This is a genomic window from Eisenibacter elegans DSM 3317 (assembly GCF_000430505.1).
GTDB classification, from domain to species: domain Bacteria; phylum Bacteroidota; class Bacteroidia; order Cytophagales; family Microscillaceae; genus Eisenibacter; species Eisenibacter elegans.
Genome location: NZ_AUMD01000019.1, coordinates 102,823 through 129,002 on the forward strand (window position 1 = coordinate 102,823; position 26,180 = coordinate 129,002).

Here is a 26,180-nt window from a genome sequence, read left to right on the forward strand (position 1 = left end):
GCTTTAGCCACCCAACAACGCCGCCCAATCTTGGCGCTTGTCCGAAATACCCAGCAGGGCTTCAAATGCCCTCGTGGCATTACGCGATACATTGTCTGTAGACAAGATATTTTCATTGTCGTAGATAGCCTGCGCCAGCTTTCGCTCTAAGTCGGTTAGTTTGTTGTTGTGGTAAGGCTGTGTTAACTTCTTACCATCAAACACATAGGCCAAAATACTAACCACCTCTGTATCGGCCATATAAGGCGAGGCCTTTTGGACGATTTGTAAAAAACTAGGTGCTAGGTGGGGCAGATATTCCTTAGGGAAAAGACACAAGGTCTCGACAATTACCCCTCGAATATCGCCCCACAACCAAGGAAAATAGCTCGAAAACCAATTTTCTAGCGCTTCGCCCTGCGCCAACGCATCCAGCAAAATGGGTAATGCTTTTTCATACTCCTGTAACAATGGCAGGTGTAAGGCCACAGAAAGCCGCACTGCTAGGTGGGGCGTTTTGACCAAAATAGCCGTCAAACGCTGTGGTATATCCGGTTGGTCTTGCAACAGGTGAGCCAAAAAAAACACCCTGCTGCATTCTCCTTCCACACTTAGCGGAGTAGGTTGCTCCCAAGTTTGCCACATACGTTCGGCAACATCCTGTGCCAAATTTTGTGCACGCCACTGCTGTGGCCGTAGTTCCGCTTCTTTAGACAAAAGCACTGCCATTAGGTATGGTATCGCTACTTGTATGCCTTCGTTCTGACTATCCAACAACTGCTCATATAGCTCCCAACCCTCCCAAAGCAACGTTTGACAACGAGTCCAATACTTTTTTTCTGTTGCCAATATCTGTTGGTAGGCTTCTCCGGTTACATCTCTGCCCCATTCTTCCATCAGGTCATAGTGCTGGACATAGTAGGTACTCCCCCGTGATACGGCCAACAAGAACGCTAAAAGCAGCTCCTGCCTTGCCTCAGGATGTATGCGCAAGGCCTCTAACAGAAAAGGGACAGCCTCCGTAGTACTGTCATAAATCGTCCCTTGGTGGTAGAGATTGCTCCAGATGTAATCCATCCCCTCTGCAAAAGCCTCATCGTCCGCTATTTGGAGTATTTTTGCTAGGGCATCGCCTGCCGCTTCGGCATCACCATAAGCGTGTTGGAGGCTTTTCCAGTCAATTTGGGAGAGTCTTTGGGAGATATTCATCGGCTTTGTTTTTGAAATATTCGGAAATATGCTTTACAGCTTATAAGTCAGCATCATCTGAAGCCCTCCAAGTGGGATGCAAGCCGTAGCGTTTATGTTGTTTTGGTTTACAAATTGCGTATGTGATGCCTTTTGTTGTGGGTATACAACCGAAACGCGAAGCTACATAGGCACAAGCGGTTTAGCGACATCCGAGCGCAAGCGCGGGGACTAAAGCCGAAAGCGCGACCCCGCGCCCCCTTGGGTCTGTGGAACACAGCCCTCAACGTGCGGCACGGGGGAAGCCCCAACGAAACGCAACCTTACTGCTTTGTGGCTGTCCAGTACATACGAGTGGCGAGCAGGTGCTCGCAAGGGCCTTTTCGGAGTTGGTTTTGCTGGAAGTGATAACATTGGCACTCGCCCTCGACCATCCGCTCGTCTGCATCCAAGACAATGCGTGTGTGGTAGATGTGTCGCCCGTCTTCTACCCTTCCCGAGATGATGACCTTGCCCTCTACAGCATCCGTAGACTTTATTTTGACCTTGCCCTGTGCGAGCAGTTGCGCTGCTTGCTCCTCTTGTGGGCTGGCAAACCGCAGCAGGGTCATATCTAGCGGGTCGCGGCTCAACTCTCTGGCGCGATACAGCCCTAGGTTGAGGTCATAGATGACTCGCCCGGCTTGGGTATAAGCCGCTAGGGCGGCGCTGACGGTGGCCGCGTCGAGCCCTAGCTTTTGGGCAAGCGCTTCGGGCGTGGCTAGCCAGTTGGCTTTTAGGGCTTCAAACACACGCTGTTGGGTGTGGGCATCTACTTCTGCTCTAGGAGCGAGGAGGTCAAAGTTACCTGCCCGCGACCAGTCGTTGGCCGTCCAGCCCGAAAGCCCCAGTGTAAAGCTCATTTCCCCTTCCAACTCTGCGATGTAAAAGGAGGGCATTCCCGTACCAAGCAAAACCACCCTGAAGCACTGCGCAATCGGAATAAGGCGCTCCAAAATCAGCAGTCGTCGTCGCCCCCATAGGCGTACCTCTTGGGCTTTGGCACCTTCAAATATCGAGCGGTGGAAGACGAGTTCCTTGTTCCAAGGCTCAAAAATAGCCCTTACTGGTTTGCCCGGCTCCAAGATAAAGCGCAGTGAACGTGGACTGGTTTTCTCTTTGAAGCGCCGTAAGAGCTGGCAGATGCTGAACACATCCATCGGGTGTAGCCAAAAACTCGTAGCGGGCAGTGTCATCGCCGAACTTACCTGCAAAAAGCCGCGCACCCAACTGTCGGGGAGGTCTATTTTTACCTCTTTGTAGACCTCTTCGTTGCTGGTTTGCACTTCGAAGCCGCTGGGGTCTATGGTAAAGTCAGTCTCCTTGTAGTCTCTGATTTTCTGAAACTCATTGTAGAGCGCAGAGGAATAGTCGATATTGGTTGTTCCGCATTCGAAGGTGCTGATTTCCTTAAACACATTGTAGCTTGCGCTCAGTTTGCCATAGGTAGACTCATCTTGGCTGAAGCATTCAAAAAAAACCTCGTCGGGGTGTACCGTGATGACGGGGTCGAGTACAAACCAAGCCTCCTTGTCCTTTTCATAAAGATAGTCGAAGTATGCCCGCTTGGCTTTGTTAAAGGGCCCCAGCACGCGGCTTTTTTCATCTCCTACTGTTTTGAGCTCGGCTCTGAGGGAGGCGATTTTCTCCCGGACGGCACCTATGTCAAAAGAAGCCATATACTCGGCCAGCCACAGCGCTTCTTGTTGGGCGGCCCATTCTTTGTAGGCAGCTTTGTCCTTGGGTTTGAAGCGCAAATCTGACACCACCACATCGTGTAAGGCGGATATGGCCTCTCGGAAGTGGATTTTGCGTGCTAATTTGCCCACAAAAAAGGTAGGCGGGCGCAAGGTATCGGGCGCAAAAGACATTTCGACGCTCTTGGCATTGCTCACTACTTGCGTACTGCCGCCGTATTTATAGTTAAATTCCATAGTCTTGTCAGTTTAGGGGGTTGCTAATCTAGTTTCGGCGTTTATTTTCTTGAGGTTGCCCCCGCGCTGAACGTTGAGGGGCATTTCACCCATCCTGTCGAGCGTGGGGAGCTATGGGAGAGCTTGCGCTCGCATCCTTCGCACGCTCGTGCTCGGATGTTCCTCAGCCCACCGTACTGCTTAGGCCACATCTGTGGGCTTGAGGGCTACTTCCAGCTCTGGATACATCTGTTGCAGTTCGTAGAGCAAGCCAATAAAGCGGGCCTTGTCTTCTACGGCGTTCGTAACGACCAATTCGTTGAATAACTGCGCTACCCATTGCGCCACTTTAGCAGACTGTAGGGCTTCTTTGTGCAAGAACGCCAACACACGGGTTTTGGCTACACGTCCTTTGTTGACCCTAGTCAGCACAGAGCGGAAGTAGAAATCGAGTGACTGAATACGCTCCCAATGTCCTGAAGCATAACGCTCTAGGTAATTGCTTGCAAAGAGTTGCATTCGTACGCTGGGGTGTTGGCTGAGTTTGAGCAAGTAGGTAGCCCCGTCTTCTTCTTTGAAATACCGACTGATGAGAGACTGTCCCAAGGCTTCGATATCCGGGCGTACGGAGTCGGCAATGCTGATAAGGCAATCCAAATCCCAGTCTTCTTCTCCGAATACCGTACTGAAGAAGGCCGTGGCAGCCTCGCGGGTGTCGTCCCATTTGGCATCGAGCAGACGCAAAGCCTCTTCGCGCTCGTAGCGGATGCGGGCGGGGTTGTTGTGGTAGTATGCTATTACCCAATCGCGCAGCTCTTTCAGCTCGTGGTTGCCAAGCGCCACTATCTGACGGATGGTCAGGTCATTGGCCTCAAGATAGGTTTTGAGTAAGAATGTTCCCAATAACTGCGGCGTGCGGTAGTGGCCATAAATGAGATTGAGCACTTGCTTGCGTGAAATGCCGGACAATAGCTGCGGCGGCCCCTCTTGCAAGAACTGGCAAAGCTCTTCGTGCAGCCCTTCGACAGCTTCTTTGCGGAGCAACAACTTCAAAACCTGCTCACGAAGCTTTAGGCCAAACACCTCACTTTGCGCAACTAAGCGCTGACAGGTAGTCTGTACGCTTTGGCGCAGGCTGAGCACTTCGTGTTCCAGCAATGGCCAGAGCCGTGGCCAGAGAGCCTCGTTATCGGCCAAAGGATACGCTTCGAGCAGAGCCTGCCCATTGGCCAATACGCCTTCTTCGGTGCTGTCGAGCAGGGTTTCGATGAGCGAGAAAGGGATTTCGTGTATCTGAAAGCTCGCCAGCTTGCCCACCAATACTGTCCCCACCAATATTTTGGCCGCGTTGCTAGAAAGCTGTATCAGGTCAATGAGGGTATCCCAACTGATTTGGGCAATTTTTTCGGGGGCTACTTCACGTAGTAGCTCTAGGAGCAGCTGAACGCGTTCTAAATCAAGCTGCTGGTCTTGCTGGAGTACCCCACTGATGAGCTTGCCCCACAAGACTTCGGTTTGAGCGCTTTGTAAAGGCTGTGTCTTCACCAAGGCCAACACACGAGGCAAGTGCTTGATAGGGCTGCCATAGAGCAAGCGCCACAGTCCTTCGGTATCTTGTACAAGCGCCGCCGCATTTTGTTCGAGCAGGGTTACACCGGCTTCTTGGGCAAAGCTATGCCGACTCAACAACAGGGCAAATACCGTGTCGAGCTGTGTTTGTAGGGTTTGGCGCGCTCGCACCAGCTCCCAGCCGAACCAAGCCGCCAGCGCCACCGGGCTTTGCAGCAGTTGATAGACCATTGGGGCATTGAGGCGCTGCACAAGGTCAGGGTAGGCTGGGTGTTTTTTGAAGTTGCGATAGGCAAAATCTACCACTGCGCTCATTTTGCTTTGCAGGAGCAGTTGCACAAAGGCTTCGGGCATTTGCTGCCAGTGCTGTGCAAAGGCTTCGGGAGCTTCGCTCAAGGTATGCAGGGTGAGGCCAGCTTTGTAGCGTTGAGGCTCTTCGAGCAGCCATTGGGCGCGCTCCGAAACGCGGTCAAACTTGACAGCCCCCAGCTGTGCTTGCTCTACCTTCGTCAAGAGGTTATATTGGTAATCCCAACGGCGCTCTGCTTGTTGTTTGCGCTCCTCTACCAAGCTCCACTGAAGCATGGTGCCAGAAGGGGCTTTGAGGTGTGGGTTATTGCCTGATAGGATATGATGCAACAAATGACACTGGTAATGCTCCGGTCTGAAGGCCATTGTATGGTAATACTTGCCATCGTCCTTGTTGTACTTGGGATAAAAACCACCCGGGCGGTAGTATGTCGCCTGCCGCTCATCTTCGGGCTGGTATTGCAGCAAGATGGCGGTAGCCAATTGGACATACCCCTTGCCGTCGTGCTTGCCCAATGTAGACAGTTGTCGCGCTGCACGGCGTTGAAAGTAGGTCTTGGTCTGCAAAGAAAAGGCAAGCTCTGAATTTTCACGAGCAAGCTCCTCATCTACTTCAAAAGACCTGCCCAAAGACCCAATCCATTGGTGATGCCAATAGTTGGTTTTCGTAAACAAGGCGGGCGTTTTTTCGATATGGTAATGCAACACCCCTAGGATGCGGTGGTCATCACGTAGTTCGGCTGTTTTGAATAATGCCCGCAAATGTCTCCAATAAGGTGGGCGCAAGGGCAAAGCCTGAATCACTTCGGCAAACACCTTGCTAATCCAAGGATAGGCTGGCGCAAGGGCATAAACCTGCTCTATAAAATGGTACTTGGTCTGCTTCTCTTCCAGCCTTTCTTGCAATTTGGTGCGTAATCGCTCCGGATTTTGGGCTTGGATAGGCTCACGAAAGTCAGCCTCTAGGTTTTCCAGAATCTGCTGATAGCCTTGCTGCTGTATGTTGGCAGGCGCACAACGAAAGGCTCCTTCGGCGGCCAATCGGCGGATATACCGAGGCACTCCTTGGATTTCTAACACCTTTTGAAACACTTCTACCGCCTGTGTATCTCCGCAGCGCGCGAGCATCCATAGCCCCGAGTAGAGCTGTGCGCTAAACTCTGCCTGTTCTTTGGTGAGGGTGGTTGCCTCTTTGCGAGTGAGGACATAAATAGGCTTGTTCTCTGCTAGGAGTTTGTTCAAAATCTGGATTACTAAGGGCACAGCCTCTTGTAGCTTGCGCTCTCCGGCAGTCCACATCACCCGGCTGAGTTTCCAGTTGGTTCTGAAGGTCTTGCCCCCTTCTACACCATCTTGCAGGCGGCGCAAGAGGGCTGTATCGGCGTTGTATGCAAAATCAGGCATTTCTTGAGGCGCCGCCGGGCGCTCTGGCGCGGGTGCTCCTGCTTCCAGATACCCTTTCTTGACCTTCTCTTGTACGAGCTTATCATAAATCTTGGTGGCTTTGTCGAGGCTTGTAGCGCGGGGTGTTTTGCTGTTGGTAACCATGGTGCCTCCACGGCGGCCATAACGTACATTGACGATATAACCTTCGGGGCCTACCTCACACAGCTCGACTTCGTATACTTTATCTGAATTGCCTTCCTGAAAGAAAAGGCTTATCTGTTGAATGACTTTCATCGTGTTGCTTGGTCTAGTAGTGATTATAGGTCTAATACATCCCACCAGTCGCTTTCGGGCTTCTGTGGGCTGGCCGGCGATGTTGGGGCTGCGGGCTGTGTTGAATGGGTTTCATCAGCTGGTGGCTGCTCGGGGGCGGGCGTGTAGCGCAGCACCAATGGCGGCGCGGGGTGTTTGGCAATCAAGGCCTTGACCATCGCCACAAACTTTTGCCCCTTTTCAGGATTGACCATCGCCACAAAATTGGCATAGCCCTGTACACTGTGTACGATATTGGGGGTGTTGCCCCACTGTTTGCCCTCCCAGCCGGTTTGGTCTATCTGGTGAAGCAGCGCTCTAAACTTATGCAGTTGTTTGCGGTCTACGGAGGGCTTTTCGTTTACGACTACACCCGTAACCTTGTGCTGCGCGCCTTTGCGCATGAGGTGCGTTTTGTCGGGGTGTAGGGCAAAACCTTCTTCACGAACCACACGCTTGACATAGGCCAACAAGGCACTGATGGCAGGCTCGTCAGCCTTAGGGGCAGAGAAGGTCAAGTCGTCGGCATAGCGGGTATAGGTAAAGCCATATTTGGCCGCGAGGCCTTCGAGTCGCTTGTCGAGTTTGTGGGCAATGAGGTTGCTCAATGCCGGGCTGGCCGGGCTGCCTTGTACCAAGCGGCGCTCGCCTTCTTGTACAAAAAACTGCTCTCCGTCTACGGTAACTGCCTTTGTTTCGGCGTGGGTACAGAGCAGGGCCAAGATGGTGGCTAATTGCTCAGAATAACCTAATTTTACAAATAACCCTTTCACTCGGGCATAACTGATAGAAGGGAAAAAATCCTTTAGGTCTAGGTTGATGACTACCTCCTGTCCAAGGTGGGGCTGGGCATTGCTCAGGATAGAACGCTCAGGCACAAAGCCGTGTACACAGTCTTTGTTGGGGATTTGGTAGAGAATATGGGTCATAATCCACTGCTGGGCTTGCTTGAGCAAGGGCTTGGGAGCGGCAATACGGCGCAGGCCTCCGCTTTTTTTGGGCAGTTGGAAATAACTGTAATGGCAGACCTTGGCTATTTTGCGTTCGAAAGCCAAAAACCGAAGCTTAGGTAGCGGGATGCCCATTTGTTGGGCAAGGTCGAGTACGTTTTCAAATATGGGTAGCCCTAGACTTTGTAAGCGCTCCAAATCTGAGGGGGCTGCCTGCAAACCTGCCGAAACTCCCTCACCAAGGTAGATGATATCCTGCGTTTTGGTTTGTTGCCACTGTTCGGCTTTTTGGCGGCGCTCCTCCAGGCGGCGGGCTTTGTTTTCGGCCTGTTTTTCTTTCGATTTGCGCATACGGTCTTTGCGCATATCTACCAACACCTGCTCGCTGTTTTGGAAGCGACGTTCTGTAGTGAGTAGGTCGTTGAGCTCTTTCTGAAGGGTGGCCTCTCGCGCTATCAGGGTTTCGGGTAGGGTTGGCTGGGGGCTATCTTCCCAAAAACCAAGGCGCTTCATCTCGGCCAAAATCACCGAGTCTTTGCTGGAAGCCCGGATGCGGTCGTAAAGTTGTTGTCGGGTTGGGTGTTGAGACATAAACGCAGGGTTAGTAAGTTTTTGAACGGTAGTTTACAAAAAAACCCTTAAAAACAGACCTTCATCAGGACATATTTTTAAGGGTGTAATCAGCGTGATAAAAATAACTTCGTATGCTCTCCGGACTAGGTCTGTCAACTCCACAGATAGGGGGATAGTGGAGCTTTTATTTTGCTCGGCAAAATTGTCCGTAAAAGCTTCACTATCCCCCTATCTGCCAAATAAAGATAGCACGTAGTGAAGCATGTGCAGTAATGAAGCGCGGATGACGAAACATCATCCTTTCCCTCTAACGGGAACGCAAGGTATTTTTAACGCTCTTGTAACGGTTTGCTAAAACTATGGTAACTTAGAGTAAATACCAAATATAAGGTTGTTTTTTTCAAACTTATATCTAAATCATAACTCAAATTGCTCTTTTGCAATCAGTTAGTTACCCAACTTTACACAAAGCATTCGGGCTTGAACACTCACTTCGAACACGCTCAGGACTAGCACTATTAACTCCCCAATAGCACGGTAGGTATTGTGTTTTGTTTTGCTTGGCAAAACTATCTGCCAAACGCAATACCTACCGTGCTATCCAAATAAAAATAGTTGGTAGTGATGTGAGGTATCATGCGTGGCATCGAATGACGAAGCATCATCCACTCCTTTGTTAAGGAAGCAAGTGAATGTTCAAGCGCGTTTGCTTTGATATTTCAAAGGTAGGGGTACTGGTGTGGAGTTCCAAATATTTGGGCAAATATGTGATAGGTTTTAGACCAAAATACGTCTTTTTTGTGCATTTAAATGCATTGAGAGGGTGTTTTGAAAAACAACGGCAACTTGTATGTCAGCCGCCGTCAGGTATACAAACGTGGGGGAAGCCCTCAACGCCCCTATCACAAATATCTAGGGGCGTTGGTTACTCACAATACTTCAACAGCTGTTTGGCTTCTTTTGTACTGCTTTCCAAGCGCCTCAGGATGGGCGCTGCTCGTTCAGGCTGCCCCGCCCTCAAAGCCAAGGCGGCATAGAGCAAGGCGGTGTCTGTGTCTTCGGGGTTGAGATTGTAGGCGGTTTTGGCTTCAGACAATGCTTGGTCGTCTTGTTTGGCTTCAGCATACAACAAGGCCAAGTCATAGTGCAACTTGGAGGTGGATGCGCCTTCTTGGAAGCTGTTTATGCCTTTTTGAAGGGCTTCGATACCCGCAGAGATATTGTCCTGATAATGATATAGCTGCGCCAAAGTACTGTAGTCGGTGGGAGTCTTTTGGGTATTTTCCAACTTTTGGTACATCAGCTTTATAGCCTTTTGGTAGTCTTTTTGTCTTACATAGACAAATACCAAGTTGTCATATGGCCCTATTCTGGCGGGGTTTTGTTGGATTGCTTTGAGAAAAGCTGCACTAGCCTTCTTCTGATTGTCTTGGAGCACTTCTATAATTCCGAGGGCATTATGGAGGTGGCTGGCATCATAGGCTTTATGTTGTTTGAGGGCTTGTGTAAAAAAGGTTTTCAACCGTTTCAAATCAGCTGCATACTGTTGGTCGGGCACAAAGCCATCAAGGCTGTCTTTGTCGAACATCTCGGCCATCTGTGCCATCTGTCGATAAAATAACTCCATCAATTCGCTAAAATGCAGGAGTTGCTCTAATGCAAAACTGGGTTTTTGGTTTAGGGCGTGCTGGATATGGCTTTTGTCTATGGCGAAGGCTTTCATCTGGTCTAGCGCTAGGCTTTGCAGCTGCTCGAAAATCTGCACTAGCATAAGCCCTGTCAACGCGTTGAGGTCGGTTTGTTCTTTCCTAAGGGCTGTCCGAAACATCTCTGTGGCCATAGCATATTGTCCGGCATACAAAAATACCATCCCGTAGGTTTCCCAGGCTTTGGCACTATCAGGCATTAGCTCTGTAGCACAGCGGGCGGCGTTGTAGGCTTTATTGAGTTCTTGTGGGCCAAGGTACAGGTAAAGAATGGCCAAATCATAACAAGCCTCGCCCCTTTGCGCTCCGCTGTGTTGGATTAAGCTATCCAAAAATAAGACACGCTGTGTGGCATAAGCGGCTATACGCTCGCTGTCTTCGGGGTAAACTTTTTGTAGCAATGTGTGGTACTGGCTTTGAAGCTGGCGGTCATAGGGCGACTCTTGCAATAACTGCTCAACACGGCGCAGCTGTGCTAAAGTCGCGGATTTGGCCTGATAGACTGCTCCTTTGAGCTCACCAGCATCTACATTGAGCTGTAGCGCTACCGTTCCAGACAAACCCAAATCAGCTATCAGGGTGTCGATAATGACAAGCTCCGGCCTGTGTTGCGCTTGCGCCCCAATGCCTGACAAGCTCAAGAGCAAGCTTATCCATAAGCCACTAAAAGCGTATTTTTGTATCATTATGTTTGGATTTGGATACACCACTAGACATTTTCAAATCCCACAGTTATAAATGTGGGCTAAGGCTCATTTTGGGGGTGAAATGAAGCCTCAACTTGTCTTCGAGCTACTTTTCCAAAAATGTCCAGTGGCATAAATTTGGTTCCTAATTCTAAACGATGCCCTGAGTACTAGGTTACACTTTTCGCGGCTTTTGTCTTAGCTGGCTGTACAAGCAAGCGCCATGCTCGATAAAAAAGCTCCAAGTCCCAACTATCTGTATTTGTTTACGTAAAAAAGTGGGGGCTTTTTGAGCCTCTCTTTATTTTGCTAAACCCTAATAACCAAACCGTTATGAGAGTTACTTACTTCTCTTGGCTACTGGCAGGCCTCTGCCTATTGTGTACGCCTTTGTTTGCACAAAATACCGCCCTCGATGGCGATTGGAAACAGCGCAAGGTCGTGTTGCGCAACACCGCCGAGGCCGAACTGATGATTCGCGTGGGCGATATTGACAACCTCGGCTTTGGCTGGCCGGCGGGCTATGACCCCTTCTCCGGCAAAGAGACCCCTCCACATAGTTTTCCTTGGGAACAAGAAGCTGGCGAAGCTCCCGGGCTGGATATGATTATGCTGCCATCGAGTATGAGCAGAGAAAAAGGCTCTCCGTGTGGGGGCGACGGCTACAGCGACAGCTACGAGTACCTGATGGAAAAATTTAGGGCTACTACCCTGCCCATCGAAATCCCAATGGAAGGCACTGCCAGTATGAACATCAACGGGATAACGATGATGTTGTTTATTGACGATTTTCAGTCGCCTGTATTTTGCAGTCAGTTTGAGGCCTATCTCAACGGTCGCCGTGCGGTGTTTTTAGAAACCTTACTCAACCAAGTAACACAAACAGGACCTATCGGCAAACTGATTACGGTACAGGTGCCGCCTGATTTTTGGGGGGAATTTAAGAAAAACAAGGTCGAGTTGCTCATCGATGACCGCACTACTGGTGCTCATGATGGCTTCGCGCTTGACTTTGTGAAGGTGTTGATTAACCCCAAAGCTTTGCAACATAAGGGAACAGCCGTAGGCAAAATCATTGACCAAGCCTCGCGCCAGCCCGTTGTAGGGGCAGAAGTAAACATCCAAGGCTTTGGTCGTGCTACCACCAACGAGCGCGGAGAGTTTAGCATCCAAGATGTGCCGGCGGGCCTGGCCCTCATTCAGGTTTGCGCGCTCAAATACCGTGGCCAAGCTTTTCAGGTAGACATTATCGAAAACCAACGCAATGACATTACCCTAGAGCTAGATCCCAATTAATCGCCTCTGTGGTCTTAGAGCTTGTCTAAAATTCTCTTCATCGACACCAAAACGCCGATTTTTGGCTGCTACTTCGTTAAAAATGCTCGCCCTAGCCCTCCCACGATTAAAATCGTGGGCTGAACATAAGGCCTGCGCCTTTTGCCTAGTATCCGCACAAAAATCAGCTGTTTTGAGTGCCACGCTGAAAATTTAGACAGGTTCTTGTATCTGATAGCCCACAATACACGCTACTGTATGTTGTATGGTGGGCTTACTTATAGACACTGCTGTTGGTGATTGCCATCATCGCAGTAGTGTGCTTGTACTATGGTCATTATAGAAATCACACAGTATTAAGCACTTGCAGAGACTGTTTTTAGGTAGGCAATGGCCTCCCCTTCATCTGTGAATCGGAACTACAAGGGGTTTGAAAAATGTCCAGTGGCGCGGGATAGGTTCTTACTAGTATGGTCTAAACCTTTCAAATGATTGCCAGTACTTATCTTTGTAGATATCATAGCTCAAATCACATTCGTCTGATTTTTTATACATAAAATTATCATTAATTATTGATATTTTTATAATTTATAGCACTTCAGCACACATAATTTTTTGTGTGTATCTACTCGGCCTGATGATGACGAAAGTATCGCTGGTATGCTGATTGGTCAAAACCTCTGTTATCAAATTTTTTTCGTTGGCAGTCCATACAAAAACATATGGCTTTACAAGTCAAAAGAGAGTAATATGTATTTCAAAATCATCATAATACACCACACCACGAAGTAGCAGCGAAGCTAAAAGTTGATGCGAGGCAGAATGTTCAATTAATCACGTTACCCGCCATTGTCGCCAAGCGCCTGTTATCGGTTCGGTGTTCTTCTTCCGTCTTGATGGGCTATCGTGTGTGGCTGTGAAGCGTTGGCATTTGTCTATTCGGGTTCGTTTACAAAACTCTCTTCATAATCTTGTCGGCTTAATACTGTGTCAAATAATCCAACATCTTCGCCTTCGTGTCTGTTGATTCCGATATACTCTAAACTTGCGTCTTCGTAGCGTTTGAATTTGTAAACAGCATCATTCATTAGAGCTGAGTTAAACACGCCAAGGCTTACCAATAATTCAAAGTCTTTTACCGAAAGTCCCGTTACTTTTTTGAATAGTCCCGGCTCTAACTGCGTGATTACGTCTTTCAAACTTCTCTCTCTATAGTCTGTCAGGTACATAAACACGGGAATACGAGTAGCGAACTTGATGAGCTTTTCTTGGATTTGCTTTCTGAGGCTCTTGTATTCTTTTTCCGCGTCTGAAAGTTCCTTTTTCTCTTTTTTGGTTAGTTCTCGGTCGTTGGCTTCTTTCTTGGCTTTTTTAACGGCTTCTGATTTGTTGATTATCGTTTCAATGTCTTGATTCAAATTTCTAAAGCCTTCTATGTTCCTCAAGGCTTTCATTGCGTCTTTGTTTGCCATCAATCGGGCAAGCGTGTTGTTGTCTACGTTGACAAGCAACGCACTTTCCCAGCGTCTTGCTAAAAGCGTAGCGGTTGTGCCACTCATAGCCATATCCAATATCCCTGCGGCATCCACTTGTTTCATTGAACTTCCGTCATAAGCCAATACAGGCAGGAAGTTGATAAAATCTTCTACGTTCTTTTCAGGGTTTGATTCATTGACGTTCAGTCGGCAAGCATAATCAGCAATTTGTCTTAATGCTCTGTTCGGGGCAAAGTCAAACACATAACATTCTTCTTTTAGAATTTCTTCTTTGTTGGGCGATTTGCTGTCAGGGTTTTTAATGACCCAAGGCGTTTGCACACGGAACGCTGCTTGAAAATAGGTTTCTGGACTGGAAGAATTGCGCAGCATAAAAATTCCTGTCCACGGTTTTACGGAAACGCCTGTGGTGAGTTTACCACAAGAAAGCGTTATCGTTTTCGATTCCAATGGATTATCGGTCATTGCATCCAAAACAGGTGGTAAGGCTTGAACGCCAATGCCCGCTTGTGTACCTGCTGCCACTACCACGGTGTAGTCGTGGTAAAACTTGTTTTGTCGCTGTTTGAGTAGATTTGCCATAGCGTGACAAGCTGCTACGGTTGGCAAAAACCAAAAGGTATGATTTAATACATTGAGCAAGGGAGCGTGTGAAAAGGGAAGTGGTGGTTTTTTGGCTCCCATTTTTAAGTTGTCAACGGTCGTTTCGCTGAATGAGCCCCGAATCAAGTCCAACCATTTTTGAACTTCATCTTCGTATTTGAAACGGGCTTTTGAGCCTTCGCCTTCGGCTGAAAAGAATACATTCAAATCAAAGCCATCAAATTGACCCAATTCTGCTATTTGCCTGATGGAGTCAGGCAGTTGGTAGGTCATCATCACCATTCGGGGCAAGGAAGCATACGGATTATTTCCTTTGGAATTATCCCATTCTGATTTTGCCCTTTGCTCGTCTGAATAGGTCCAATTGAAAATTTGCTCTTCGATAAACTCACCCGAAGCGATGGCTCGGAATGGTGTACCTGATAAATACAAATAATGGTTGGTGGTAATGGGCATTGATTCTTCGTCAAAGTATGCTATGCCTTCACCTTCGCCAAATTCCAATTCTTTTTTACCTTCTGCTTCAAACAATTCTTTGGCATTTTCTCTCCAGGCTCCATAGTGGTATTCGTCAAAAATCACACAATCCCAATTCGTGGCGTGTACCCACTCATTTTTGGTTTTGATACCGCCTGTACTGGTGTTTTTGCCTAAATAATCCTGAAACGAACCAAAACAAACGATTGGCTTTTTGGGGTTGGCTTCTTCAAAGGTTAGGCCGTTTCGGGAGATAAACTGCCAACCTTCAAAGTCCACGTGGGTCATCAAATCTTCGTCCCAAGCGCTTTGAACGGCAGGTTTGAAAGTAAGTACCAAAATTTTTGTCCAGCCCATTTTTTTAGCCAACTGATAACTGGCAAAGGTTTTGCCGAAACGCATTTTGGCGTTCCAAAGGAAATGGGGAGTTCTATCAGGGTTTTCTTTTTTGAAACTCTTGAAATAAGTGATAGATTTATTTACCGCTTCTTCCTGTTCTGGTCGCATACCGAAAGTGAGTGTTCGATTGGCTTCTGTCCGTTCGCCTGTTTTGATTTCCCAAATGGCTTTTCGTAAATCGTTTAACGTGCATTTGAACCATTCGCCTTCGGGATTGGCAAAACCCTGCTTGCGCAAATGGCGGTGGATATCGTGGTCTGTAAAAGAACTGCCATCACGCTTCATAGCCGATTCTTCAAACACAATTTTGTATGGAATGGCAGCCGTTCCTAACTGTTCTTTGATACGTGTCTGTGCATCACGGTCGGTATAGCCGATTTTGAGTAAACCCTTGTGCGTAGCCAAACCCACCAATTCATACGCATAAATGGTAGGATTGGTGGATGGGCGGGGTGGAAAAAATTCTTTTTTACTCATCGTCTGAACTATGATTATTGTGATTGATTTGATTGCCGTGATTTTCATTATCGTAATCACCCACATCAGAGGAATCACCGTTCTCACTGTTTTCCATTGGACGTATCATACTTTCTATAAAAGCTATCTCTTCCTCTGTTAAACCGTATTTTTTGTAGAGTTTTTCGTCTGTCCAAGGTTCGGTGAAGTCTTGGATGGGGACGAATTGATAGGAGTCTTTTGTGATATGATGAGAATACATAAACTGTGAAACCAAGAATCTGAAAAACTTCGTTTTCATATATCTCATCAAGTTTTTGGCTTCAATTTCTGATTTAAAAGCACCAATAACCAAATAGGTTTCGGTGCAAATCGTGCCGGGCGGCAGAATATCTATTTTTGAAAATACCTTTCTTTTGCCATCTTTCCCTGGATTTCCAGCGTGGTCATACCCCACATAAGATGTAATGACTTTCCAATCGTCTATAATATCTACGCCTGTTGTTATATCACTGCGCTTGTAAGGGCCTTCGCCATTTTGCCACCGGAGAATTAAATCTCCTTCCATTTGAGGACGAACAAAAGTTCTCAAGCCGAATGGTTTTGAACTTGAAACCATTTCGTTCATTCGCTTTTCTTTAACGGAAAGCACTTTCCGAATAATGGGTACCGCCTTGCTATTTCTGATAAAGGTTGGAAATTCGTTTAAGGCTCTTTCTGAATGGGTTTCTTTACCATTGACTACATTCACAACATCACAAGCACCTTTATAATCTTTATCCCACAAGAAATAACAAATACCCCCTGCTATATCAACTCCAGGAAAACAATCTCCCGCATTTTCAAAATCTACTACTTTTTTAATCCTATTATCGTTCAGCATCTCTTTTCTAAAATCATCCAAACCCTTTCCGCCTGCAAACCATCTTGATGGAATAATCATCGTTAAATACTTGGGATTCAACTTTTTGGCTTGCTGAACAAACTTGTGATATAGTGGTGCTGCACTTTTACCAAACCCCCCATCACTCAACTGATAAGGCGGGTTTCCAATAATTACATCAAACTTCATATTGAATATTTTTTCTGGATTATCTGTGTGAATAAAATTGTAAGCATAGGTTTCGGCTTCCTCGCCACGGTCGTACACTTCTTGGCTGGCTCCGCAGTAGGTGCATTTACCGTTTTGCCAAGTATGTTGCATACGCTCATAGCGTATGTTGCCTTGCTCATCAGTAAAGGTTTCGCAAAAACTATACTTGCCGTTGGCTGTTTTAGAGCCATACACGCTTCTACGGCTTAATAAACTGGTGAGTTCGGTAATGGCGATGCCGTATAACTGTTGGCTAAAAATGTGGTTGATGCGTTTTTGTTTATCGGGTATTTTCTTTTCTAACCCTTTCATCAATCGCTTGGCCATTTCCCGCAAAAAGACACCACTTTTAGCAACAGGGTCTAAAAACTTGGCGTTGGGGTTGCTCCACAATTCGGCGGGGAGCAAGTCCAAGATATCGTTTACCAAATTGGGTGGCGTAAATACTTCATCGTTGCTCAAATTGGCAAGGCAAGTGAGTACGTCTGGGTTGTAATTAATGTCAGCACTATGATTTTTTTGATTCATCTGATTGCCTTGAATTTTTTGTTCGTCAATCTTTTGAAGTTCAAACTCGTTTCACCAAAATTAATGAGTAAACCAATTTCTAAGTTGTAGGCTTCTAAATAGTTTATCGCTTGGGCGAAATGAACATCTTCTAATTTTGTGATGGCTTTCAATTCAACAGAAACAACATTTTCTACCAAAAAATCAACCCTCCGTGTTCCTATTTGTTCTTCTCTGTAGAAAATGGGCATTTCAAATTCTCTGTTGAAGCTAATACCCGCCAGCCTCATTTCTATTTCCAGAGCCCGCTGATAAATTACTTCTTGAAAACCATTACCTAATGTTTTGTGAACAGTCATTGCACAGCCAATGATTTTAGCTGTAAGTTCTGAATATTTATATTCTTCTTTAATCATAGTCAATCATTTAATCAAAAAAATCATAGCTCAGACATCTTCACCCAATTTTAAAAAATGCACCAATGGAAAATCTTTTACAGGCTCGTCAATGGCTGCGGCATTGCCTTGGTCATTGAACATTGAAAACTGGTGTGTTTTCTCCACCAAAAATTTGAACATATAATCTCTGCGTTTTAGCATAGAGCCATTTACAGCACTCCATTCAGAAAACACAATCGGTTGTTTGGTTACGGGATTGGTAAAGTCTAAAGCGTCACCCCAAAGTATATTTCTACTGAACAAAAACTTTATGCTTCTTCTGCACTCTTCTTTGCATTTGTCTTTGAATAGGGCAGCATAACGCTCATCAAAAATTCTAAATAAGCGTTCTCTACATTCTTGGGCGTTATCCTCTAAAATGTCCACTCCGTAAATGCTCGATACAGCAATAACCGCATAGCGTTCCCACTCAATTTGGCTTTTGCTGTATCGGCTGTCCACAACTGCTAATTTTCTACGAAGTACTTCGGCTAAAAAGTTGCCGTTTCCGCAAGCAGGTTCTAAGAAACGGGAGTCAATTCTTTCGGTTTCGTGTTTTACCAAGTCAAGCATAGCGTTTACTTCACGTGGGTTAGTAAACACTTCCCCGTGGTCAGTAACCCGCTTTTTAGATTTTACTTGGTTTTCTGTCTTTATATCTTCTGTCAATTTAGTCACTTTTTATTTTGATATCTTCAGTCGTCTAAGTTACTTTTTTATGTCTTGTCGTCTGTCCGTGCGTTGGTAAAAAACGGCTCTTTTGGTTTTGCGAAGGTTCGGCTTGTGTGTCGGGCAAAAGCAAATGTGCTATTTGCGGGTCGGCTTTGTGCGTTGGGATGCAGCTCTTTTGATTTTGCTGAAGCGTTGGCATTTTGTCTTTCATTTTTCTGTTCGTTTATTGTTAGCACTGTCGTCTTCTAGGGTGAGGCATAACGTTTTGCCGCTTGGCGAAGGCGGGGATTAAAAGCACCTCGCTTCACATAAGCACAAGTGTAAATAAAAAGCACTTCACTAAAAATTAGCACATCAACCCCGCTTTTCGCCAAGCCAATGTTGTGCCTTCGCTGTTTTTTTAGTCCACATAAGCTTCTTTGATGATTTCTTTCACTTGCTCAATGATTTCGTCTTCTAAGTGTCCTATGGTTTTGGTTACTCGGCTTTTGTCTATGGTGCGAATTTGGTCTATCACTATCCAATTCGTTTGTCCTTCTAACTCAAAACTCACTCTTGTCGGATAGTTTTTTGACTGAGAAGTTATTGGGCAAACTACAACTGTTGCCAAGTGTTTATTCATTTCGTTAGGTGAAACAATGAGGCAAGGTCGTTTTTTCTTGATTTCACTCCCTATTGTTGGGTCTAAATTGACAACAACAATTTCGTACTGCAAAAAAGTCGTCATTTTTAGTCCCAATTTTCGTTTTCAAACACACTGTCAATAAGCAATTTGTCATCGCCGTTGCGGTGCATTTCGGCAAAGGCTTCTTCCCAATTTTTTCGGGGTTCGGCAACAGGTTTTAGCACAATATAATCTTTCTCCAAAACAAGTTCTACCTTGTCGGTGATTTGGTACTTGTCTAAAAGGGTTTTGCTTAATCTAATCCCTTTTGAGTTGCCCACTTGAATTACTGAAACTTGCATATTCATCAGATTTTACGTTTTATGTATTTACAACGTAATTACTTATGATTTGGTTTCAATTTCTCGTTTTTTTCTTTACAGTGAGGCACGGCGTCAGTCTGTCCAAAAACCAACTCTTGTGAAGATGGCAAAAAGCCAAGAAAAATCCATAGCTTAGGGAATGAAATTTATACTCGGCAAAAACAGGGCTACTTACAGCCTCACAGATCCGCTGGAAGCACTCATTTCGCCTGACAGTGTGGTGCGGCGCATAGACCTTTTTGTAGAAAGTTTAGACTTAGCTCCTTTGGGTTTTTTTGGCTAATTTTAAACCACTTATAGGAAAGATATTCTGTGTTTTCAAAGTATTCGTACCCAATGTGCATCTCGCTACGAGCTTGTATCGCCTTGGTACAGCGTATTTTAATGAGTTTTTGGACAGACTGACGGTTTGGGTATTGGCGAAGGCAGGGATTTGAAACACATCAGCTCAAAATTACTACAAAATTTCAATATAATTACAAATGTTGAATTTAGTACTTCAACCCTGCTTTTGCCAATACCTGTTAGCGGTTCGCTGTTTTTCATAGCGTTATCGTCATTTCATTTCTACGCTGTCCTGCTTTGTGTTTAAAGTCAAATCCCATATTGGCAAATGTTGGTTTGAATCCCATAAATCTATAACTCGGTGAGTCGGGGTCAACAGGATATGCTTCTACATATTTTGCACCGTTGTCTTTTGCATAATTTATTGCCTCTTTAATTAAGTCTTCCGTTATACCTTTTTGTCTGTACTCCCGTTTGATATAGAAACAGACCAATGACCAAACATTGTCTAATGTACTGTCGCCTTGTAATTCTCTATAACTATCTCTCGGTGCAATTGAACACCAAGCAAAGGGTTCAGAAATGTCATAACAAAGTAGTCCTATTGGAAATTCATTCTCAATATAATTTTTCAAAGATTCTTTTTTGTCACTTTTATTTACTCTGTCTGTACCTTTTTCCATATTTCGCCAAACCATACACCAACAATTATGAGGTCCGCCTTTGGATTCAAATAATTTTTCTAAGTCAGTCCAATTGGATTTGTCAACAGGTATGTACTTTAATATTTTAAATTTTTTTTATTTGTCATTTTACTTTTACAGTGTCGCTTTACAATGACCGCTAACGGTTCGTTATGAAAAGTAGGCGATTACGAAACACGAGGCTTTCGGTTAAGCACGAAGTTTAATACGTGCCAAAAGTCTTGAATTTAGAACTATTTCGCTTAATTTTATTATACATTGCTACTTGCAGTTTTACTCTTAGTAGTCCTTCACATTAATACTGTCGGTAAACCTCTATCCCCCAACCCCCTTTCTCCTGTGGAGAAAGGGGGCTTTCAAGTCCTCTCCTGTGGAGAGGATTTAGGTGAGGTTACCCGACAGTATTAAGTTTTTATACTACTTGGTTAAAAACTCAGTAATCGTTAAGTATTCATTTGTTGGTGATAATTTATTTAATAAGTATTTAAACCGTGTAGACATTATATGACCTGAATTTCTTTTTATATAAAATGGAATTTTATATTTGCTTAAATTTGCAAACTCCCAAGGGTGAAAATACAAATGCAAATAACTATCTCTCTTTAATGCGTAATTACATAATAAAATATAAAGTTGTAAGTTAAAATTTTTAAAACTTAACCAGAATAAGGGAATTCGAAAAATACTTGTAGAAAAAGGCAAAACTTTTAAATCTGTGTTAGGGTCTGTAAATAATACTCTTTGTTTTCTAAGGTTATTGTATCTTCCAGGTATAAAAGTGGGATTTAAAGATGAATCATAAAGATAACCCGCTTCTTTTATCTTATCCAGATTAACTCTTTTTAACCTTGGCATACGAATACCATTGATACTAGTATTAGAAATTTCTTCAAGTTTCTTCTTCGATTTTAAGATATGACTTTCATCATAATCAGAATGATAATACATATGAGAAGCTAATTCGTTATTTTCAGACACTATTCTCTCAATTATTTTGGGGTGTTTTTCTGCATAATTTGCTGTTGTAAAAAAAGTAGCTCTTATTTTATATTCACTCAATATTTTGAGTAAATTTTCTAACCCATCACTGGTAACTTTAAACATTTCTTTTTCATCAATTTGATTACCGTATTCTATGGGTAAATCGAATTCTTCCAAATCAAAAGTGAGTAATATTTTATTTTTTTTTGACATTGAAAATTATTTTTAGTAAACTTTTTATCTCATTTATAACTGTTTTGAAACCGAAATTAGTGAATTTAATATTAGATTTCGGCATAACTTCAATTGTTGTAAGGTGCAATTTGTTTTTTATCGCTTTTTTGATAAACTCTAATTCAAACAAAAAGCTATTTAATTGAGTGTCTATTAATAACCTTTTTGCATTTTCATTAATTGCTTTTAATCCAGCTTGGGTATCATAAGCATTAAAACCTAATAAAAAGTAACTCGTCAATTTTAGAAGTTTTGATATAATTTTTCTTTCTTTAGGTAAAATATTATAATATTTATTATCCCTGTTACTTAAAATAATGTCATAATTACCATCTTTTAGTTTTTTATAAAAATCATACAAGATTTTTTCTCCGAAGGGGAAATCCAAATCAGTATATATGTAATGAGTGGCAGAAACGTTTTTTAATCCAGTTCTAATAGCATCTCCTTTTCCCTTATTTTGATGATTGTGAATATATCTAACACAACCGAAATTTTGTTTTAAAACATTGATTTCTTGTGAAATATTAGTTGTAGATCCATCATTCACAATTAAAATCACAATTGTAATATCAATAAATAATTCTTTTATTATATTTATTGACTCAGACAACTGTTTTTCCCAATCTTTATGGGGATTGTATAATGGTAAAACTATGGCTAAATCAGTCTTTTGTTCCATATAATAATTAGCTTTGATTTTAAATTAGGGAAAAAGATTTGGAATTGTATGAAAACCCATATCAAAACACAAGGAAGTGCTTTTAATGAATAGGGTTTTACAAAATGTTCTCTTATATATGTAGGAAAAATATCAGTTGGAGATAAAACCGTGAGTATGTAAAATATACTAAATAACAAAATGCTAGTCCAACTTTTTGGTGTTTTTAAAAACCATATAAATACACCGGTAGAAGCGATAATATATGTTGGAGATTCAGATGCCTGATTAAAAATTATTACCCATATTAAAATGTTAGCTAAAAAGATATGTTTAATATTTTCATAATTATTATTTATTAAAATTTTTATTATAGCACTAAGCATAACAAAAATACCTACTAATTGAATTAAAGGTATCGAGGCTTCTTTGTAAATCAAACTTTTTATGATTCCCATAATGGATACCCCCGTATTAATGGAATAGTCTTGCTTTAACGACCAAAACCATTGTTTATAAAGGATTAAAAATTCTGACAAAGAATAAAATAATAGAGGTAATGAGAAAATAATGATGAATGACGCAAGAATAGTCAAATAGGTTTTTATTCTAAATTTTTTAAATAGAAAGAACACATAACCTATCCCCCCATATCCTTTAATAAAAAAGTTTATGGCAGAATAAAAAGAAGCTTTTTGCATTTTATTTTTTTCTACGGACACCATTGTAAATATAATAAAAGCAACTATCAAAGGGTTTGTTTGTAAATTTCCAATAGAAGTGTTTAGTTCAGGTATGATTAAATATAATAAAAATATTTTTTCATTTGTCTTAAAATCTAAACTGATGATACTTTTGTAATAGGTGAGTGTAACAAATAAAGTCCAGAGAATCATACCTATCATAATAGGCAAATATGCAAAAGGAATGAAAAAAATGGCAAAAGAAGGGTTGTATAAAAAAACATCAAAAAATTTATCCGGGTATTCAAGATAAAGATTTTTATGTTCGAAGAAGTGAAACACTGCTTCTCTAAATATTATAAAGTTATTATACTGTCCTATAAAGTATTGTTGCAAAGCTATAATAATAGCAATAAATGAATAAAAAATAAAGACTGTTTTTTGATTTAATAATCTTTTTTTCATTTAATTTTATATGCTAATTCTATACCGGGTCACTAATAACCGCTAACGTCAGTCTGTCCAAAAACCAACTCCTGCGAAGATAGCAAAAAGCCAAGAAAAATCCATAGCTTAGGGAATGAAATTTATACTCGGCAAAAACAGGGCTACTTACAGCCTCACAGACCCACTTGAAGCACTCGTTTCACCTGACAATGTAGTGCGACGGATAGACCTTTTTGTAGAAAGTTTAGCCCTAGCTCCTTTGGACTTTTGTGGCTAACTTTAAACCACTTACAGCAAAGATATTTTGTACTTTTCAAAGTATTCACACCCAACAGGCATCTCGCTACGAGCTTGTATCGCCTTGGTACAGCGTATTTTAATGAGTTTTTAGACAGATTGACGTTTTGCAGCTACCCGAAGGGCGGGACTTTTACCACTAAACTTCATTCGGAGAACTGAACTTTCGGCTACCACAAAACTGTCATACGAAGCACTGCACCCGCCATTACGCCAAACCGCTGGTATATGCCGTTTTTATTTCTTTCGTTCTAAGCTGTCAATCAAGGGATTTACTCCACCGTCATACATTGCTTTCATCATCCAGTTTACTGCCCAATTTGTCTTTTCGGGTGTTCCGCCTTCAATGGGTGGATGCGGGTCGTACTCCATATCAAGCATAATGGCTTGTGCATACTTGTCACCATAAATATCTTTCATTATTGCTAATGACATATCCATACCTGCTGTTACTCCTGCACTTGTCCAATACTTGCCGTCTTGTGTGTATCTTTGATTGGCCGGAATTGCTTTGTACTTTTTCAAAAATTCTTCTTCTCTGTACCAATTTGTAGAAGCCTTTTTGTTTTCCAAAAGTCCTGTTGCACCTAGCACCCAAACACCTGTGCAAACTGCACCTGTATATTTGGTTGTCTTGTCAATTTTCCTAATCCAATCGTGTAGGCTGTTGTTGTATGCTGCTTCAATAGTTCCAGTAAAACCGCCAGGAATTATTAAAATGTCTAATTGCGAAACCGAGTCAATAACTGTATTCGGCACAATTTCTACACCCATCACGGTTTTGATATTTCCTTGTTTAATAGCAATAAGTTTTGTCTCTACACCCATTGCTTGTCCTAAAATGTATCTTGGACCCATAAGGTCTAAGTCGTTTACTCCATCATAAACCAAAATGCCAATGGTTCTAATGTCGTGTTTGGGTTTGCCGAAAAACAATTCCATTGTATTGATATGGCTCTCGGGTGTAAAATTCTCAATTTCTTTGGCAAGTTTTAGAGAATCTTCTTTACTCATTACGACTTTTTCGGGTTGTTGTTTGACTTCTTCCTTTGCCTGATTATTACAAGCAAATAGCAAGGAAGCTATTGTGATTATTAAAATTATATGTTTCATTTTTTTTGATTTTTAAATTTTGATGTGAGAAAAAATAATAAAAAGCCTGATAAAATAGTTATCAAGCCTAAAATAGAAAAACCTCGCAAAAGCCAATTATTGATATTGTCTCGATTTTCATAATCCATGACGTGCAACATCCACAAAAAATCAAAAATTCGCCAAGCATTGTTTCGATAAGTTTGCACCGTTCCCAATTCCGCAGAAACATAAACCGTTGTATTATTGGGTTTGTCAAACGTGATGGCATAAGCAGGCAAAGGCTTTTCTCGGTATTCGTGATGCCCGTTGGTTGTGGTCAAATATTCGGTTTTTAAGATTTCCGAAGGATTTTTCAAACTTTTTTTGGCTACTTCTTTTGCCTCTTGTTCGTTTAAAGCCGCTTTGGGCGAAAGGTTTTTCATTTCAAACAAAAGCACTTTTTTTTGAGGTTTTTCCAAATGAATTTGATAAAAAGCCTTGTCCAAAATCTCGACCACCTGAATATTTTTGAACGCAATTTGTGCTTCTTTTTTTTGCAAACTATCCAACAAAACCGATAAAGAGGCATTTTGAGCCTGAATAGGCAAACTTTTTTTGTCGGCCCGCAGGTTTTCGCCCCTAATTTCGGCTATGTTTGTCCAACTGAAATACAACCCGCCGACTGTCCAAGCCAAAAATTGTATGCCCAAAAAAAAGCCTAAATAACGGTGTGCTTTTCGGACGTAGCGTTGTAATTTTGCTTTGCTTATCATTGTATTTGTTGTATTGGAATAGTAATTTTTACTTTTTCCCAAGCGAATTCTATGAAGCCACTTTTTTCGTCTTTTGGAACAACTTTAAAACTAAGCCTTTCGGTGTGTTCGGTGCTATCGGGCTTTGCTTTCCAACGCAAAACGTCTTCTTTTTCCGAATATTCATCGGTCAGGTGTTGTTCCCAATTTTTGTTCAAAATCAACGTCCATTCGTCTTTATTAGGAATGGTAAAAAAGGCGTATTTTCCTTTTTCGATGGTTTTGCCTGCTATTTTGACATTTTCAGAAAAAGAAATTGAGGTAGCATTGTGTGCCCCTGTAACCCAAACTTCGCCTAAGGCAACCAAACCGCCCCAAATCATTCGTTTGCGAACCGCAGGCGAATTGTACTCGATATGTACGTGGGCATTGCCAATATTTGCCATCGATACACGTTGCGGACTGCCTTTGGCGGTATCCGAAACTGCTTGACTTTGAGTATGTTGGCTATGGTCTTGCCGATTTTGTTTGCTTTCCGATTGGCAAGCCGCAAAGGACAAAGCCAAAAAAATAATTAGAAATAATTTCATTTTAGTAGTTTTTTAGTGAGAAAGACTAACAGTTTTTGAAAACTGTTAGTCCTTAGAAAATTAGTGTTTTTCGTTTTTGCACAAACCGACAATTTCGTGGAAAACGTCATGCAAACTTGCCAAATCCTTTTTGATTTGCTCATCGGTGCTTTTTTTATTTTTCACCAATTTGTCGAGTGCTTTGCTGTCTTTCTGCAATTTTTTGACGGCTTTTTGGATTTTTTCCGATTTGAATTCGGTCGGAATAGTCGATTTCGCCAAAACATTGGCTTTTTTAGCCATTTCACCGCTTCGAGTTTTGATAGGGTCTAAATTGCCCTCTTCGGAAGGATGAAAAGTTTCGGACATTACGCCGTGAAAGGTTTTGAGTTCTGTCCATTTGTCAAAAATAGATTGAGCCGAAACTTGTTGAAATGCCATATAAGCAAAACAAAAAAAGAATATTGTAATTTTTTTCATA

Annotated in this window: 22 protein-coding genes; 3 read left to right on the forward strand and 19 right to left on the reverse strand. The window is 43.1% G+C overall.

What is annotated here, in order from left to right; translation table 11 throughout:
• Positions 1-3: 3 nt before the first annotated feature.
• From G499_RS20965 to G499_RS0106375, 5 genes are all read right to left on the reverse strand, one after another.
• Positions 4-1,188 carry a hypothetical protein gene (locus tag G499_RS20965; protein WP_051295991.1) on the reverse strand — a complete coding sequence of 395 codons (1,185 nt, stop codon included), beginning with the start codon at positions 1,186-1,188 and terminating at the stop codon, positions 4-6.
• 302 nt (positions 1,189-1,490) lie between these two features.
• On the reverse strand, positions 1,491-3,140 hold the full coding sequence (locus G499_RS0106355; protein ID WP_026999254.1) for a hypothetical protein: 1,650 nt from the start codon (positions 3,138-3,140) through the stop codon (positions 1,491-1,493).
• A gap of 180 nt (positions 3,141-3,320) precedes the next feature.
• The gene (locus G499_RS0106360) at positions 3,321-6,677 is read right to left on the reverse strand and encodes a WGR domain-containing protein (RefSeq protein WP_026999255.1); all 3,357 of its coding nucleotides are present in this window, start codon (positions 6,675-6,677) and stop codon (positions 3,321-3,323) included.
• Positions 6,678-6,700: 23 nt separating this feature from the next.
• Positions 6,701-8,236 carry a reverse transcriptase family protein gene (locus G499_RS0106365; protein ID WP_026999256.1) on the reverse strand — a complete coding sequence of 512 codons (1,536 nt, stop codon included), beginning with the start codon at positions 8,234-8,236 and terminating at the stop codon, positions 6,701-6,703.
• A 907-nt stretch (positions 8,237-9,143) separates the two neighbouring features.
• Positions 9,144-10,610 carry a tetratricopeptide repeat protein gene (locus G499_RS0106375; RefSeq protein WP_026999257.1) on the reverse strand — a complete coding sequence of 489 codons (1,467 nt, stop codon included), beginning with the start codon at positions 10,608-10,610 and terminating at the stop codon, positions 9,144-9,146.
• Between the two features lie 333 nt (positions 10,611-10,943).
• Between G499_RS0106375 and G499_RS0106380 the strand changes: the two genes are divergently transcribed.
• Positions 10,944-11,906 carry a carboxypeptidase-like regulatory domain-containing protein gene (locus G499_RS0106380; protein ID WP_026999258.1) on the forward strand — a complete coding sequence of 321 codons (963 nt, stop codon included), beginning with the start codon at positions 10,944-10,946 and terminating at the stop codon, positions 11,904-11,906.
• Positions 11,907-12,820: 914 nt separating this feature from the next.
• Here G499_RS0106380 and G499_RS0106385 read toward each other — a convergent pair.
• The 6 genes from G499_RS0106385 to G499_RS0106415 all read right to left on the reverse strand — a co-directional run bounded on the left by G499_RS0106385 (position 12,821) and on the right by G499_RS0106415 (position 18,997).
• The gene (locus tag G499_RS0106385; RefSeq protein ID WP_026999259.1) at positions 12,821-15,337 is read right to left on the reverse strand and encodes a GIY-YIG nuclease family protein; all 2,517 of its coding nucleotides are present in this window, start codon (positions 15,335-15,337) and stop codon (positions 12,821-12,823) included.
• Complete coding sequence (locus tag G499_RS18945) at positions 15,330-16,937, reverse strand: Eco57I restriction-modification methylase domain-containing protein (RefSeq protein WP_081413672.1); 1,608 nt, start codon at positions 16,935-16,937, stop codon at positions 15,330-15,332. Before G499_RS18945 ends, G499_RS0106385 begins: the two co-directional genes overlap by 8 nt.
• On the reverse strand, positions 16,934-17,332 hold the full coding sequence (locus G499_RS0106395) for a GxxExxY protein (protein WP_026999260.1): 399 nt from the start codon (positions 17,330-17,332) through the stop codon (positions 16,934-16,936). Before G499_RS0106395 ends, G499_RS18945 begins: the two co-directional genes overlap by 4 nt.
• Positions 17,333-17,362: 30 nt before the next feature.
• Positions 17,363-18,022 carry an SAM-dependent DNA methyltransferase gene (locus tag G499_RS0106400; RefSeq protein ID WP_211231589.1) on the reverse strand — a complete coding sequence of 220 codons (660 nt, stop codon included), beginning with the start codon at positions 18,020-18,022 and terminating at the stop codon, positions 17,363-17,365.
• 403 nt (positions 18,023-18,425) lie between these two features.
• Positions 18,426-18,752, reverse strand: a complete 327-nt coding sequence (locus tag G499_RS0106410) for a type II toxin-antitoxin system PemK/MazF family toxin (RefSeq protein ID WP_035726772.1) — start codon at positions 18,750-18,752, stop codon at positions 18,426-18,428.
• A gap of 2 nt (positions 18,753-18,754) precedes the next feature.
• Positions 18,755-18,997, reverse strand: coding sequence for an AbrB/MazE/SpoVT family DNA-binding domain-containing protein (locus tag G499_RS0106415; RefSeq protein ID WP_342663922.1), 243 nt, complete (start codon positions 18,995-18,997; stop codon positions 18,755-18,757).
• Positions 18,998-19,151: 154 nt separating this feature from the next.
• On the opposite strand from G499_RS0106415, the gene G499_RS21695 reads away from it, so the two are divergent.
• Entirely contained in the window at positions 19,152-19,295 is a 144-nt protein-coding gene (locus G499_RS21695; protein WP_154658337.1) for a hypothetical protein, read from the forward strand.
• 259 nt (positions 19,296-19,554) lie between these two features.
• Here G499_RS21695 and G499_RS0106425 read toward each other — a convergent pair whose 3' ends face one another.
• From G499_RS0106425 to G499_RS0106440, 4 genes are all read right to left on the reverse strand, one after another.
• Complete coding sequence (locus G499_RS0106425; protein ID WP_081413673.1) at positions 19,555-19,995, reverse strand: GNAT family N-acetyltransferase; 441 nt, start codon at positions 19,993-19,995, stop codon at positions 19,555-19,557.
• 423 nt (positions 19,996-20,418) lie between these two features.
• The gene (locus G499_RS0106430) at positions 20,419-21,195 is read right to left on the reverse strand and encodes a polysaccharide deacetylase family protein (protein WP_026999266.1); all 777 of its coding nucleotides are present in this window, start codon (positions 21,193-21,195) and stop codon (positions 20,419-20,421) included.
• Positions 21,179-21,898, reverse strand: coding sequence for a glycosyltransferase family 2 protein (locus tag G499_RS0106435; RefSeq protein WP_026999267.1), 720 nt, complete (start codon positions 21,896-21,898; stop codon positions 21,179-21,181). Before G499_RS0106435 ends, G499_RS0106430 begins: the two co-directional genes overlap by 17 nt.
• Positions 21,877-23,025, reverse strand: a complete 1,149-nt coding sequence (locus G499_RS0106440; protein WP_026999268.1) for a glycosyltransferase family 87 protein — start codon at positions 23,023-23,025, stop codon at positions 21,877-21,879. The genes G499_RS0106435 and G499_RS0106440 overlap by 22 nt, the downstream gene beginning before the upstream one ends.
• A gap of 115 nt (positions 23,026-23,140) precedes the next feature.
• Between G499_RS0106440 and G499_RS21700 the strand changes: the two genes are divergently transcribed.
• Positions 23,141-23,284: a hypothetical protein gene (locus G499_RS21700; protein ID WP_154658338.1), complete on the forward strand. Its 144-nt coding sequence runs from the start codon at positions 23,141-23,143 to the stop codon at positions 23,282-23,284.
• A 257-nt stretch (positions 23,285-23,541) separates the two neighbouring features.
• On the opposite strand, the gene G499_RS18950 is transcribed toward G499_RS21700, so the two are convergent.
• From G499_RS18950 to G499_RS0106465, 4 genes are read right to left on the reverse strand one after another with little or no spacing between them, the layout of a single operon-like run.
• The gene (locus G499_RS18950) at positions 23,542-24,417 is read right to left on the reverse strand and encodes a DJ-1/PfpI family protein (RefSeq protein ID WP_051295993.1); all 876 of its coding nucleotides are present in this window, start codon (positions 24,415-24,417) and stop codon (positions 23,542-23,544) included.
• Positions 24,414-25,151, reverse strand: coding sequence for a PepSY domain-containing protein (locus tag G499_RS0106455; protein ID WP_026999269.1), 738 nt, complete (start codon positions 25,149-25,151; stop codon positions 24,414-24,416). The genes G499_RS18950 and G499_RS0106455 overlap by 4 nt, the downstream gene beginning before the upstream one ends.
• Positions 25,148-25,720: a DUF2911 domain-containing protein gene (locus tag G499_RS0106460; protein ID WP_026999270.1), complete on the reverse strand. Its 573-nt coding sequence runs from the start codon at positions 25,718-25,720 to the stop codon at positions 25,148-25,150. The genes G499_RS0106455 and G499_RS0106460 overlap by 4 nt, the downstream gene beginning before the upstream one ends.
• Before the next feature lie 60 nt (positions 25,721-25,780).
• Positions 25,781-26,179 (reverse strand): hypothetical protein, encoded by a 399-nt coding sequence (locus G499_RS0106465; RefSeq protein WP_026999271.1) that lies wholly within the window; start codon positions 26,177-26,179, stop codon positions 25,781-25,783.
• Position 26,180 lies beyond the last annotated feature (1 nt).